Genomic DNA, 15,445 nt, shown 5'->3' on the forward strand with positions numbered 1-15,445 from the left:
ATGAAATATTTCAGGTTCTTCAGGCTACTGATCCTGGTATCTATGCCATTGATCATTTTCGGCCACAGGCGTTGCGGGGCGCAGAGCATCGCCGGATCTGCCTACACGGTATTTGGGATAGGCGATTTATTACCGCGGCAATCGGCCGTAAACAAAGGTCTGGGAGGGAGTGGCATAGGGTTGAGAAGCGATTTTTTTATCAATTTACAAAATCCGGCTTCTTACACAGCGATCAGCAGTCCGGTCACCCAATTGTTTGAAATGGGGGCCCTGGTGGAATTTGATCGGTTCAGAACCACAAGTTCGGAAGAATCAAGCGCAAGCGGTGGTATCGGCAATATCAACCTTTGGTTCAGACTTTCATCCAAATGGGCCACAACCGTTGGCTTTGCGCCTTACAGTAAGGTGGATTATGATATTACCACGCAACGGAACCTGGGGGCACTGACAAACCAGAGCATCATCAACTACCAGGGCAGTGGCGGATTCAACCAGGTATACCTCGGTAATGCATTTCAGGTCACGAAAAACTGGTCTGTAGGTGTTAACAGCACTTTGATTTTTGGGTCTATCCTCAAGACCGAGCTCATCGAGTCACTGGAGCTGGCCAACAACTTTTGGGTGGAAAATCAACTGTACATGAATAAGATCTACTTTGATTTCGGTACCCAATACAGCATATTTCTGGCAAAGTCCACCCTCACCTTAGGAGCTACATTTGCTTATGAAAGCGAGTTTAGTGTTACCAACGAAACAACCTTGTTCGAATCCAGACTAAATACCATTAGTGGTGAAACAACCACCGAAGATAATTATTTACTTCCCTTATCCGCAGGATTTGGCATGTCCTTTAACACTTCCCGATCTACCATTTCCGCCGACGTAAAATATCAAAACTGGTCTTCTGCTTCTTTTAGCGATGACCACGGCTTCCGCGATACCTTTCACTATGCGCTGGGTTATGAGTATAAAACAAACTTCAATAGCGACCACAACTTTAATCTGGTCAACCTCAGATCAGGTGTATTTTATAAGGACAATTACCTGGATCTCAGCAACGGCACCTTTAGCGAATGGGGATTCAATATCGGTGTTGGCATTCCGGTACAAGGTAATAAGACGAGTATAAATCTTAACTACACTTATCACCAACGGGGAACTACTGAAAACGGCCTTATAGAAGAAACTGCTAGCCAGATTAACTTTGACGTTGTTATCAGGGACGTATGGTTCATCAGAAGAAAGTTTGATTAATAAGCGTTCAGCAATGCGGTGAAATTGACAATGGATAATGGGCAATTATTTTAGGGTAGCACCCTTGGGGCTGCGATTATGGAATCATTGCAGCCTCTGATGATTAAGGCTATCGGATAGGGTGAGCGGCTCGCTTGTGCTCCTACGGCGTCTGAAGGCACAAGCGGGACAAGGGTGTTGCACTACGTTTTTGACAAAATCCTTTGTGTCTCTTGGTGTCTTTGTGCCTCCGTGGTGAAAAATGGTGAACCACAAAGACACCAAGAGACACAGCCGTTTTTGCTGGGGAGATGAGAATACAGGCAACCTGCAACTTAATCGGGGTTACTTGTATTACAAGGTGCCGGATATTACAATATAGATCAATTTTTTGCATTATTCTTCCAAAAAAGTCTGGTGTCTTAAATATGCCGGATTTTCACAAAAGTTACTTACAACGAATACTAAATTTAAAGCGTCTTTACAATAAATTATGGATTTACAGGGGGCTGATGAACAATTTTGCCTGTAAAAGCCGTTAATTAAAAATAATAGTTGAATTATGGTGTACAATTACTTAATCTATCTTCCGGTTGCACTTTCCTTATTCCTTGCCAGTATTGGACAAAAGGCTCCTGCGGAGGATAAGATTCACTGGAATAACAGCCGTAAGTTGTCATGGCAGGATTTTAAGGGCAACCCACGGGAGAGCAGTCAATTCAGTGCCGAATCAAGCCTACAAATCTCCTATGGACTGAAGATCAGCCAAGAAGGGGGAGTTACAAATTACTCATTTACAGTAGACTGTTATTTTGAAAAGAAGGACAGTTGGGTGAAGCCCGATAAAAAAACCGACGCCCTTCTAAAGCATGAGCAAATACACTTTGATATTGCTGAGTATTTTGCAAGAAAGTTAAGAAAGGAATTCAAAAAAAATACCTTCACAATAGCCGATTATCAAAGCAAATCCAAGGCTATTTTCAACAAAAACTTCACAGAATATCAAAGCTACCAGACTGCCTATGACGAGGATACACGACATGGCAGTATTCCTGAGGAACAGGCTAAGTGGGAAGAGAAAGTCGGGAATTTACTGGTGAAAAGCATAAATTATAAAAAAATGTGACCTTTTAAGAAATGCCTAATTGCTGTACATGATCCGGATTTTTACCTTATTTTTTACCCTTATCTCTATAGGCCATGCCTGCTGGGTTTACGGTCAGCATCCGGCCCCGGCCTTTACAGGATTAAAATTTATCGAAAACAAAGGCCAGTGGGATGCTTCCATCAAATATGCAGCCGATATCCCGGGGGGAAAACTTAGTTTAAAAAGGGATCGACTTCACTACACATTCTATGATACCAGGGCCCTGGCCAGGCAACACCATCCTCACACCGGAGCAGGCGACAACGCGAGATCATCGGGAGGTGTCGGTTTTGAAGAAATCCCGATGGAGCAGATACAGGTTGAATTCAAAGGCGCAAACGACTATCCCGGTTTTAAGGTAAAAAAACACGGTGGGGAAATTTACAATTATTACCTGACCAAAGACCCTGATACATGGGCTTCAGGTTGCAGGGCCTACGAAGAAGTAATTTATTCGGAATTGTATCCCGGCATTGACCTGCGGTTGTACTCGCAACATGATTTTCTAAAATACGATCTGGTGTTACAAAAAGGGGCAGATCCGGAACAAATCAAATTCAGTTATCAGGGGTTGGAAAAAATATCTGTAAGGAACAGGCAGCTTTATTGTGAAACTAAAATAAATACCATCATAGAAAACATCCCTTACGCGTACCAGATAGACGCGAAAGGAAAAAAACAGGAGCTGAGTTGTGAGTTCCGGTTAAAAGACAATGAAGTTTCTTTTCATTTTCCCGACGGCTATGATCCCCAAAAAAGCCTGGTTATCGATCCTCAATTAATTTTTTCCACCTTTTCTGGCTCTGTTGCTGATAACTTCGGTTATACTGCCTGTTTTGATGATGCGGGAAACCTTTACAGTGGTGGTATTGTTTTTGGCAATGGTTTCCCTTCCACAGACCATTCCGATTTCCAGGGCGGTTCGTACGATATCGGAATCCTTAAATATGACTCCTCAGGACGACAGTTGTTATACGCCACGTATATTGGGGGAGCTTCGCAGGAAAACCCACACAGTCTGATTGTGAATAACCGGAACGAACTGCTGATCCTCGGCACTACAGGATCATCCGACTATCCGGTCGCGGGCAACCCTTATGACCAAACCTTCAACGGTGGAACTCCTTTTGTTATTTTTGATTCCCTGAAAGTCGGTTCCGATATCGTACTGACTAAATTAAACACCAACGGTGAACTGATAGCATCTACTTTTATCGGCAGTAATGGAAATGACGGGATCCTGAAAATGAATACCGTTGGTGCGTATGAGAACGCCTTAATACGTAATTATGGTGATTACATTCGTGGAGATATCATTGTAGACAAAGACGACAATGTTTATGTTGCAAGCAGTACAGACGTCGATGGATTTCCGGTAACCAGTGCCATTCAACCTGTCTATTCAGGGGGTAATTCCGATGCCGTGGTTTTCAAGATGAGCAGCGACCTGGGCAACCTGCTATGGAGCACTTACCTGGGGGGAGTGGCTGATGACGCGGCTTATTCAATCAAAATTGACTCCTCCAACTTTGTCTACGTTGGCGGAGGCACCACCAGCAGTGATTTTTACACCACCGCCGGCGCTATTAACGAAAGTCCTCCCGGAAATATCGATGGTTTCATTACCAAAATCGACGTTGACAATGACTCCATTGTTTACAGTACTTACCTGGGCACAGATGCCTATGACCAGGTTTATTTCATTGACCTCGATGGATCGGAAAACATTTACGCAATGGGCCAAACCAAGGGCAATTACCCTGTAACCTCCGGGGTTTACCACAATCCTAACAGCGGCCAGTTCATTCACAAACTTACCAACGAAATGGACTCAACGTTGTTTTCCCTTGTTTTTGGGGCAGGCACCCGGGAACCAAATATTTCACCCACTGCATTCCTTGTCAATGAATGCGAAAACATATTCCTCAGCGGCTGGGGAGGCAATACAAATTTCCTTTTCAGCCCTAACAGAGGTTCTACCAGTGGCTTACCCGTCACGGATGATGCCATCTTTCCCACCACCGACGGATCGGATTTTTATTTAATGGCCCTCTCGGCAGACGGAAAAGATTTGTTATATGGAACGTTTTTCGGCTCCACCAACTCCTCCGGCGATCATGTAGACGGCGGCACCAGCAGGTTTGACAAAAGGGGTATTATTTATCAATCAGTCTGTACCTGCGGTGGAAGTACTGACAATTTTCCTACTACACCCGGCGCCTGGTCCAACATCAACCGCGGTGTACGTGGCGGTCAGGAAAGGTGCAACAACGCCGCCTTTAAGTTTGATCTGGCCTCTCTGGAAGCCCATCTGGAAACCAATAATCTTATCGGCAATGATTTAGGCGTGAAGGATGGTTGCGCCCCACTTGAAATAATGTTCTTAAACCAAAGTGTCGGTGGTGTGGAATTTTTCTGGAATTTTGGTGATGGTAATACTTCCACTCAGGAAGACAGTGTTATCAATGTGTTTCAAAATCCCGGCTCTTATTTTGTGACCCTGAAAATCAGGGATGTCAATACCTGCACCGTGGAAGACATCGCTTCTACCATTATTACCGTATATGATGACGACTTTACCATTTCAGAGGATGTGGAAATTTGCGGTGGTGAAAGCGCACAATTGTCTGCTTCAGGGGGCGTCGGTTACATTTGGACCGATGACCGGAATGCCTTCGTCAGTGATATACCCAATCCTGTCGTAAGCCCCGATACCACAAGTGTGTACAAGGTTAACGTCATTGACAGCAACGGCTGCATCTTTGAAGATTCCTTAACAGTTTCGGTAGTTCCCCGGATTACTGCCAATTTTGACGTGAATAAACTATTTAATTGTGAGTCCATTCCCCTGGTAAGCTTTGAAAATACCTCTGTTAACGCCGATACTTTTCTCTGGGACTTCGGTGATGGCAATACTTCCGATGAGGATAGTCCCCATTACGAATTCCAGGGTTTTGGTGATTTTGAAGTGACACTCACCGCCTTCTCCCAAGGATGTTTGCACCGGGAAAAAACAGTTGTGTCGCTATCAAATCTTTTTATCCCCAATATTGTTACTTTAAATGATGATGGCAAGAATGAAAAATTCCAAATATCAACCGGAGAGCCAATGTCTGTCACAATATTTAATCGCTGGGGAAGAAAACTTTTTGAGTCCGGCAACTATCAGAACGATTGGCCCTCCAAAGACATCTCAGCCGGTGTATACTACTACGAAACCCTATTCCCCGACGGCACACCCTGCAACGGATGGGTACAAATTATGAGATAACGAAAATGGAAATAAAAATTAAAAGGGGATTAAATGGGACTGCCAACCATCATTTTCATTTTTATTTTCACTTCCCCCCGTTTGTGCTCGAGAACTTGTTGGGGTTTGGAGAGATTTTTTTAGGGATAAAAATTTTTAATTCAGATAAATTCTTCATTTATTGCCGTCAGATTTTTTAAATTCCCTTCTATGTTATTACAAACTATTGATTGGGTTATCATATCCGGATTCCTGCTGCTTTCGTTAATTATCGGTCTGGCGGTCAGTAAAAGGGCCGGAAAAAACTCATCGGAATTCTTTCTTTCAGGCAGGACCATGCCATGGTGGTTATTGGGTATGTCCATGGTTGCAACTACCTTTTCGACAGACACCCCTAACCTGGTTACAGATATAGTCAGACAAAACGGCGTTTCCGGAAACTGGGCCTGGTGGGCCTTTTTGATCACGGGGATGCTCACCGTTTTTGTTTATGCAAGGTTGTGGAGAAAATCGGAAGTATCTACAGACATTGAATTCTATGAGTTAAGGTATAGCGGAAAATCGGCTTCCTTTCTCAGGGGTTTCAGATCATTATATCTGGGTATTGCTTTTAATGTGTTAAGTATGTCGGGTGTCACACTGGCAGCCATTAAAATCGGTGAAATTATGCTGGATTTGACCCCCATTGAAACCATAGGGATTGCATCATTGGTTACAGTTATATTCAGCACACTGGGTGGATTCAGGGGAGTTATCCTGACAGATTTTATTTTATTTTTCACGGCTTTGATCGGGGCCATTGCGGCTGCCTTTTATTCGGTCAGCCTGCCGGAAGTAGGCGGGTTAAAAGGATTATTGTCGCATGAGATAGTTTCAGACAAATTATCAATGATCCCTGATTTTGAGGATAAGGAAACATTTATCTCTATCCTGATCATTCCGATAGCCATACAATGGTGGAGCTCCTGGTACCCGGGATCAGAACCGGGAGGCGGGGGTTATGTCGCCCAAAGAATGCTGGCGGCAAAAAATGAGAAACACGCCATTGGTGCCACCCTGTTTTTTAACGTGGCCCACTACGCGGTCAGGCCCTGGCCGTGGATTATCGTTGCACTGGCATCGATGATCGTTTTTCCGGATCTGGAAAGCATCAAAGCCGCCTTTCCAAATATTTCTCCTGATAAGCTGGGACATGACCTCGCCTACCCCGCCATGTTAACGTATTTACCCGCCGGGTTATTAGGTCTGGTACTGGCATCGCTCATCGCTGCCTATATGTCCACCATATCTACCCATCTGAATTGGGGATCTTCCTACGTGGTTTATGACTTTTATAAAAGATTTGTCAACCCGGAGGCTTCTGAAAAGGAGCTGGTCAATATAGGCCGGGTCTCCACGGTGCTCATGATGGCAATGGCGGCAATAATTGCCCTGTTCCTGACCAATGCGAAAGTATTATTCGACTTCATCCTGCTTTTTGGGGCAGGTACCGGGTTAATATTCATCCTGCGATGGTTCTGGTGGCGAATCAATGCCTGGAGTGAGATCGCGGCCATGACATCTTCGGGGATCGTGGCATGGATATTAAGTCTCGATACGATTACTGCTTCCATGGAAAGCTATGCATGGCTAAAGTTACCATTAGGCGTGGGCATCACAACTGCCATCTGGCTGATTGCAACCTTCCTTACCGCACCTGATAATGAAGAAAAACTGCGGGATTTTTACCGGAAAACCAAACCGGGTGGGCCCGGGTGGAAAAAGGTTATCAAAGATGCCCAGAAAGAGGGGCTGGACCTGAATGAGGGTGAAATCGGCAAATGGAACGTGCCTAATGGCATAGCTGCGATGTTTGCCGGTTGTTTTTTTGTATACAGTACCCTGTTCGCTACGGGCTATTGGCTCTATGGCCAGATCGCCAGTGCCTCGATATTGACCCTGGTAGCGCTGCTCTCCGGCTATTTTCTCAGTAAATTATGGTCGAAAGTCAGCGTCGCCTAAATTCGGTTTAATTCATCCTCTCAAGAGACAGTCACTAGCTTAAATCCGGGCTTTCGAAGTTCCAAAGAAAACCATTATGCAACAAAATTTGTGTCAGCCTTACATTTCCACGACACATCCTGACTTTTTATTAACAATTTAAGATGAATAATTTTAAAACAGTTAAAAACAAATTAAATTCACGTATGAGTTTAGTACAGAAATCTTAATCACTTATAATTAGGCGTATTGTTATGACCATAACTGAAATTAAATCAAGTTTTAAGCCCGGTGTTTTATCCGGAGATGACGTTCGAAATTTATTGAATTATGCCAATGAAAATAACTTTGCTTTGCCAGCCGTAAACGCTATCGGCAGCAATTCCATCAATGCCACCCTGGAAACGGCAAAATCAGTGAACTCACCGGTCATCATTCAATTTTCAAATGGAGGGGCTGCTTTTATAGCGGGAAAAGGTCTTGACAATACCGACCAACGGGCATCCATTGCCGGGGCTATTGCCGGGGCCAACCATGTACACATTCTGGCAGAACAATATGAAGTGCCGGTAATTCTTCACACTGATCATGCCGCTAAAAAACTTTTACCCTGGATAGACGGTCTGCTGGACGCAGGGGAAAAATATTATCAGCAAAACGGCCGGCCTCTCTTTAGTTCACACATGCTGGACCTGTCAGAAGAACCCTTGGAAGAAAATATAGAAATCTGTAAAAGATATCTGGAACGAATGAACAAGCTGGAAATGACTTTGGAGATCGAACTAGGGGTTACGGGAGGTGAAGAAGATGGTGTGGACAATACGGATATCGACAGTTCCAGACTGTACACACAGCCCGAAGAGGTAGCCTATGCCTATGAAGAGTTGGGTAAGGTAAGTGACCGGTTTACGGTAGCAGCAGCCTTTGGAAATGTCCATGGTGTGTATAAACCCGGGAATGTTGAACTCAAGCCTATCATCCTGAAAAACACCCAGCAGTATATCAAGGAAAAATTCCACACCGGAGAAAACCCTGTGAATTTTGTTTTCCACGGTGGTTCTGGCTCACCGAAACACCAGATTAAAGAGGCCATCGAATACGGAGCCATTAAAATGAATATCGACACAGATATGCAATGGGCATTCTGGGCAGGTGTGAAAAAATACTATGGGGAAAAGAAAGATTTCCTGCAAAGTCAGATAGGTAGTCCTTTAGGTGACGACAGCCCTAACAAAAAATATTACGACCCCAGGACCTGGTTGAGAGAAGGCGAAAAAAGTCTTGTTGAAAGATTGAAACAGGCCTTTGACGACTTAAACTGTATCAACATCAACCCTTAATAAAGTTAGTCGATGAAGGCAAAAAAAACTATTGCATTGGTGGCCCATGACAATGAAAAAGAAGCCTTGTTGTCTTGGGCCCTTGAAAACAAAGAAAAACTACAAAAACACTCCCTCTACGCTACAGGAACTACCGGCAAACTGCTGCAGGATAAATGTGATTTGAAGATCAGAAAACTTCAAAGTGGTCCGTTAGGGGGTGATCTGCAGATAGGGGCACTTATCACTGAAGGAAAGATTGATCTTCTCGTTTTTTTCTGGGATCCGCTGGAATCCCAACCGCATGATCCGGATGTGAAGGCATTGCTGCGGATATGCGCAGTATGGAATATACCCATCGCCTGCAACCGCTCCTCGGCAGATTTTATGTTTAGCTCTCCCCTGATCAATCTGTCTTACGATCACGAAATCAAGTCTTTTGACCACCATCATAACCGGCCGGTTTGATCATCAGCCCATTCATTCCACTGGCTCCGAATACCCAAAAGAACACCCCGCTAACCTAATCCTGTACGGTTGTGCTTTAAACACGTTGCTTTTTTTCCTCCTCCAACCTCATAAAATATTTCTTCGCCTCTTTTTTAACGTTCGGTGACAGCAGGATGGCAGAAATCATGGTGGGAATTGACATCAACGCATAAGAGGCATCGATAAGACTGATGATAGCGGCCAGAGAAGCCGTGGACCCAAAAACTATCGTGCCTACATAAAAATAATTATAGAGCTTTTTGTATTTCGCTCCCGCGATAAATGACAAACATTTGGTGCCGTAATAGGAATAGGAAAATAACGAGGTAGTGGCAAATATAGTCACGCAAAGCACCAGTATATAAATGCCGATGCCAGGAATAGCCTTATCAAAAGCATTGACAGTAACCGTTACACCATTACTCTCACTGTCTTGCCATGAACCGGTGATCAGAATGGACAAGGCTGTTAAAGTACACACCACAATGGTGTCAATAAAAGGGCCTAACATAGCTACCAGCCCTTCCCTTACCGGTTCCGTTGTTTTTGCTGCCCCGTGGGCCATTGGCGCTGTACCGATTCCTGCTTCGTTGGAAAAAGCCGCCCGGCGGGCACCGGCAATGATCACTGCCCCCAGAGCGCCTCCGAGTACGGCATCACCGGTGAAAGCATCTTTTAAAATGAGTAAAAATGCCTCCGGTACTGCGCCAAAATTCGTCATAATAATATAGATCACAGAGGCAAAATACAGCACAACCATCATCGGCACCATCCTTCCGGCCACCTTGCCGATTCTTTTAATTCCTCCGAATATAACTAATGATACTACGAATGTAATGATCAGGCCGGTGATTAGATTGGTTTTAAAACTGCCTTCAATGCCATGGGGTACCAACAATACATCCCTTAAAATCTGCGTAAACTGATTGGCCTGAAATATAGGCAACATGCCAATCAACCCGGCTACTGAAAAAAAAACAGCCAAAGGTCTCCATTGGTTGCCCAGGCCCTCGGTAATCACATACATCGGGCCACCCTGCACCTCCCCATAGCTATCTTTACCCCGGTACATGATAGCCAACGTACATGTGAAAAATTTGGTAGCAATGCCTACAACAGCGCTGACCCACATCCAGAATATGGCCCCCGGTCCACCGGTGGTAATAGCTACCGCGACACCACTTATGTTACCCATCCCAACTGTAGCAGCCAGCGCAGTTGACAAGGCTTCGTAGTGATTGATCTGTCCGGGGTCATTAGGGTCATCATATTTACCCCTTAAAACATCGATGGCATGACGAAAATATTTGAAAGGAATAAAATTTGAATAAACCACAAAATAAACACCTCCACCTAATAATAAAAACAACAGGGGTGTTCCCCATAGCCAATTGCTGAAATCTACAATAAGCGTTTCAAGAATTTTCAATAGACCCGAGATTAACGTTGACGAGTAAAAACAATTCCCTAAGATAAAAGATTTCAGTTAAAAGCAGAAAAGCGGTAAAAACTACGCTCATAAAATGGTTGCCGGAACTTTTTTGTGTGGTGATGTTTCTGTGTCAAGCCCTTAATGGATGGAGGCCTTTTCATCCTTATCTTTTTTATTTTTTTCGTTAATTCCTAAAGAGGGTTTGATGCCACTCAGCAACGATTTCCATAAAAAGTTAAAAATCGATTTCTGTTTATCCCTTTCAAAATAGATTTCCCCTACCCTCATGTTTTTGCCGTTGGGATTTTTGTTGTTGATCACAAAAGTATTGGCCAGAAATGAGGCAAAACCTCCCTTATCACCCGTTTTCTTTTTCATTACTGTGATCTTCAAATCATTATACCTGAAGTGCATTTTACCGACGGAAAAATTATTGTTACCATCAAAAGAAAAATCCAGCCTATCATTCTGACCGCTTTTAACCGAAACATTAGCCACATTTTCCAGCATTGGATTAATGTTTCTCAAATCCATTTTATCGATAGTTCCGGAAAGACTGAATTTGTTTTGAATGTTGGATATATTACCTTTAAAATAAGCCTCAATTTTGCCCTCGCCCATTAACCTCGCCTGCGCATTGATGGTCAGCACATCATTTCTTTTCCAGGCCTGGGGAGAATTGGTTATATTTCTTATTTCCGCATTCAGATGGGTAAATTCGATTTTGCCAGGCCTTTGGCCATCTTCGGTAAACTCTTCGTATGACACATAGCCATTTTTTAATTTCACCAAATCCAGTTTTAAGTAGTGGCCAAAATCCCTTATCCACTGCTGTGGCATAACAGGCATTTGACTTTCAGGAAACGGCAGCCGTTTATCCCTGAAATTTCTTGCCCGGAAATCGTTCACGTTCACCACTTGCGCCTTCACCTTTCCCAAAAGCAAATAATCCTCAAAATTAAAATTATTGAACTCTATCGACCTCGCATTAAATTCCACCCTGTCTTTTTCATGGCCCAGACGGTTGGCAAACTGGTATTTTCCATACTTCGGAATCAACCTTACAGAGTCCAGAAATATCCCGGATTTGGCAAGACTGACCCCGATTTCATCTGCCTTGATAGCGTATAAACTATCCGGTAACAGATAAGTATAATCTTTAATCCTCAGGTCAATATCATCGGCATAAAACAACCTGGAGTCTATTTTTCTGGATTTCCGATTCAAATTAAAGTTTTTAACTTTTCCTGAAATCCTCTCCAGCACCATGTCTTTACTGTTGGGATTATTTACTTTTTTCAGGGAAAAGGTAGCATTGCTGAAGTCAAGCCTTTGAACATTCAGAAATTTCAGGTTCTTGGATATCAACTGATCCAGGATATCTTTCGGATCAATCCTTTTTTCCTCTCTGACAGGCTCCTTATAGCTGATCAGGCTGACATCCGGGTTTTGGATGAAAGCATTTTTGACTGTATAATTCTTTTGCAAATAAGCCCTTTCAAGATCGATGCCCGTAAGCTCGATCGATGGAAAGGTGATGTCAAATAAAAGTTTGTTTTTCTGATTCCTGAGCAATTTATTGTAATTCCTGTTTTTCCTTGGCTTTAACATAAAGTTTTCGGCCGATAAAAGTTTTTTGCCGGAGGAAATATGAATGTTTTTAGCTGTTATATTATGGATACTGTCTGGCAACCTAATCTCATAATCTGTCATATCGACGTCAATGTCATCTGCAAACAGAATTTTTTTATTGTTGTTCAAAATGACAGAATCCAGCAAAAAATCATCCAGCTTCATGGAAAATCCGGTGGTAGAAAAGATCTGCTTTTTGTTGCCCAGCAGATTACCTAACACCATTTTCCCATCAGTTAATTTTACATCTTTAATTTTAACACCTTTCAGCAACGCCGGCATTCTGGCCTGGTGTGTGCGGGTAATAAATTTGTTTTTCCCTTTTATATCAACTTGGTTGATGATCTCGAAAGTAGGCTTACTCAACTCTATATCATTGATTTCGAGCATATTACGATAGTATAATTTATTGATATCCACACCCTGCATCACAATGTCAGGTACGGCAACATTGTAAAAAGCCGGCAGGTCGACAGTATCGAGCCGGTTGCTTTTAGGGTATAACCGCGATGATTTTAGGTAGATTTCGGATTTTGCCGTGGAAATGCCCACTTCCCGGGTCTTTAAAACATGTACACTGTCCGGCAGGTTGATAAGATAGTTGTTGAGTTTTACTTCTATGTCATCAGAATAAAATATTCTGTCTTTATTCCGGCTCGATCGGCTGTCGAGTATAAAATTAGTGGCTTCTATCGATACGTTATTCTGCGATAACGTATTGGCATCTTTGGACGTATTGGTGACAACGTTAAAAAAACCATTATTCAGACGCATTTTGGTAATATTGACGGACTTTAAATAGTCTTCGAATAACGCGTACAGATCATCCTTTTTAAAAGTAGCATTTCTCCTTTGCCTCGCCATGTAAGAATACCGGTTCAGTTCTACACTGGGCCTGTCGATGGTAATGGTGTTGATATTCAGAAGACGCCTGAAATAAGCTTTACGGATATCAGCACCGTTAATAACCAGAGAGGGAATATCGATGTTGTACAGTACCGACTTGTTTGACCTTCGTAAAAACACATCTATATTTCTGACAGGAATAGGAAACAACTCGATACCATGGGCGTAAATTCTTGACCGGTCGGTGGATATGCCAATTTTTCTGGCTTTCAATACGTGCAGGTCATCTGATAATTTCATCAGGTAATTATCAAGGGTAAAAGTGATATTGTCAGCAAAGAAAATACGGTTTGAGGTATATTGCCCCACTGAGTCGAGTTTGAAGTTATCCAGGGTAAAGGCAATTTTACCGGCTCTCAGTGTGTCCTTTTTGGCTCCTTTGTAATGGGCGTATTCAAGGCTTCCGTCACTGAGCTCTATCTGCTTTACATTTACAGACTTTATATAGTTTTTGATAAGCCGGTATAGCGAAGCTTCATCCATATAGCTGTTGCCGGGCTTTCGGCGGCTGTAGTCAGAAAGCTTTACAATAGGATTCTCAACCAATAGTCTTGAAAATTCCAGTTCCCTGCGATTGTAAACTTTCCGGAATTCAACGCCCTGCAAATCCAGTTGCGGAACCGAGATATCATATAATTCCTGCTCTTGTTGCCTCGCTAAGGCCTGCTTACCCGGAATAGGTTTTAATGAAACCGATGCGGCAATTGCTGTTTTGTCAAGGGTCGAAAACTCGACTTTTTCGGCGGTTAACAAGTGAATGCTATCGGCCAGTTCCATAGTATAATTTCCGATATTTACATCCAGATCATCGGCATAAAATATTTTATCCGCGTCCCTCGAAGAAGTAGAGTCCACCAAAAACTTTCCTATGGCCACAGAAATATCGTTGGCAAGGATGTGAGGTTTACGCTGATCTATCCTTTGGGTAATGACAAACTTCCCCTCTTTGATTTTAAATGAATCCACGCTGATCCTGTCCAGGTAAGCTGAACTCAGAGAATACAGGTTTCTGGAAACAGAGTCCGAGTCGATGTCTGTAAATTTTTTTCTGGTAATAAACCGGATTTCCGGTTTCTCCAGGCTGACCTCCTCTATATTGAAAATCTTTTCGAAATAAGCTTCGTAAATATCCGCACCCCGGATTTCCATCTCAGGAATATAAATATCATAGAATTCCTCATTTTTATCATTTTTAATGCTATCCGGAGCCATACTTGGCAACAACCACAATTTCCTGCCGGTAATTAAAGATTCCGAAGTCGAAACCTTCACTTCCTCAGCCTCAAGAACATGCACACCGTCACTTAATTTGAGCCGGTAATCTTCAATATCGAGATCAATGTGGTCAGCAAATAAAAGCCTGTGGTTTTCGCGTGAAAAAGTGGAGTCAATGCAAAATCCGTTTAAAGTGATAAATATATCCCCTGCTGTCGACAGCGCGGTTTTCCCATACTGGCTGTTGTCCAGGATCATAGAGCCATTGGAGAATTTCAGCGTTTCAATCGTGAGTGATTTAACATATTTTCTGAGAAACGGATATATGTCGTTGTATATCTTATTATGCCTGTTACCCCCGTTGCTGAAATGGGTCGTTCCTAAAAAATCAATCTTAGGTTCCCGGATTTCCACATTGGCTATATCCAAAACGCGGCTGTAATAAAGCTTGAGCAAACCTATGCCACCCACCTTGAGTTCAGGAAAATGAATGTGATAGTAGGTATTAATCGTATCGGATTTGATTTTATCCCTGAAGGCTCGGTTGGGCCTGATGGTTAAATCCTTCACTTTAAAGCCGCGTCCAGCGAGGTTGATATGGATTTTTTCAAACTTGATTTTGTATATGCCACCACTTTGTTCCATCAGTTGCCGTTGCAATAGCTGCCTGATGAAAGGATCGGAAAAGTAAAAAAGGATCACTTGAAATATCACCAGAATACCAAAAAGGGACAGCGATACTCTTAAAAGTCTTCTCCTGGTCCTGCCAGGCCTTATGGCTTTTTTTTGTTTAATATTTGTTTTTTTATTACTCAAAAAACAGGACTTATTAGTAAAAATAA

8 protein-coding genes are annotated in these 15,445 nt (G+C 42.9%); 6 read left to right on the forward strand and 2 right to left on the reverse strand.

The window, feature by feature from the left end; genetic code table 11:
- From bamG to AC04NP_RS05310, 6 genes are all read left to right on the forward strand, one after another.
- Complete coding sequence (bamG, locus tag AC04NP_RS05285; RefSeq protein WP_482858467.1) at positions 1-1,254, forward strand: BamG family beta-barrel-assembly machinery protein; 1,254 nt, start codon at positions 1-3, stop codon at positions 1,252-1,254.
- 541 nt (positions 1,255-1,795) lie between these two features.
- Positions 1,796-2,359 (forward strand): DUF922 domain-containing protein, encoded by a 564-nt coding sequence (locus AC04NP_RS05290; protein WP_482858468.1) that lies wholly within the window; start codon positions 1,796-1,798, stop codon positions 2,357-2,359.
- 28 nt (positions 2,360-2,387) lie between these two features.
- On the forward strand, positions 2,388-5,651 hold the full coding sequence (locus AC04NP_RS05295; protein WP_482858469.1) for a DUF7948 domain-containing protein: 3,264 nt from the start codon (positions 2,388-2,390) through the stop codon (positions 5,649-5,651).
- A 189-nt stretch (positions 5,652-5,840) separates the two neighbouring features.
- A complete protein-coding gene (locus AC04NP_RS05300; RefSeq protein WP_482858470.1) occupies positions 5,841-7,631 on the forward strand; it encodes a sodium:solute symporter family protein in 1,791 nt (596 codons plus the stop codon).
- A 233-nt stretch (positions 7,632-7,864) separates the two neighbouring features.
- Positions 7,865-8,950 carry a class II fructose-bisphosphate aldolase gene (fbaA, locus tag AC04NP_RS05305; RefSeq protein WP_482858471.1) on the forward strand — a complete coding sequence of 362 codons (1,086 nt, stop codon included), beginning with the start codon at positions 7,865-7,867 and terminating at the stop codon, positions 8,948-8,950.
- A gap of 12 nt (positions 8,951-8,962) precedes the next feature.
- Positions 8,963-9,397 carry a methylglyoxal synthase gene (locus AC04NP_RS05310; RefSeq protein WP_482858472.1) on the forward strand — a complete coding sequence of 145 codons (435 nt, stop codon included), beginning with the start codon at positions 8,963-8,965 and terminating at the stop codon, positions 9,395-9,397.
- 76 nt (positions 9,398-9,473) lie between these two features.
- Here AC04NP_RS05310 and AC04NP_RS05315 read toward each other — a convergent pair whose 3' ends face one another.
- Both AC04NP_RS05315 and AC04NP_RS05320 read right to left on the reverse strand, forming a co-directional pair.
- Complete coding sequence (locus AC04NP_RS05315; protein ID WP_482858473.1) at positions 9,474-10,847, reverse strand: alanine/glycine:cation symporter family protein; 1,374 nt, start codon at positions 10,845-10,847, stop codon at positions 9,474-9,476.
- Positions 10,848-10,988: 141 nt separating this feature from the next.
- Positions 10,989-15,419 carry a hypothetical protein gene (locus AC04NP_RS05320; protein ID WP_482858474.1) on the reverse strand — a complete coding sequence of 1,477 codons (4,431 nt, stop codon included), beginning with the start codon at positions 15,417-15,419 and terminating at the stop codon, positions 10,989-10,991.
- Positions 15,420-15,445: the final 26 nt, after the last annotated feature.

The organism is Agaribacillus sp. DX54 (genome assembly GCF_056858335.1).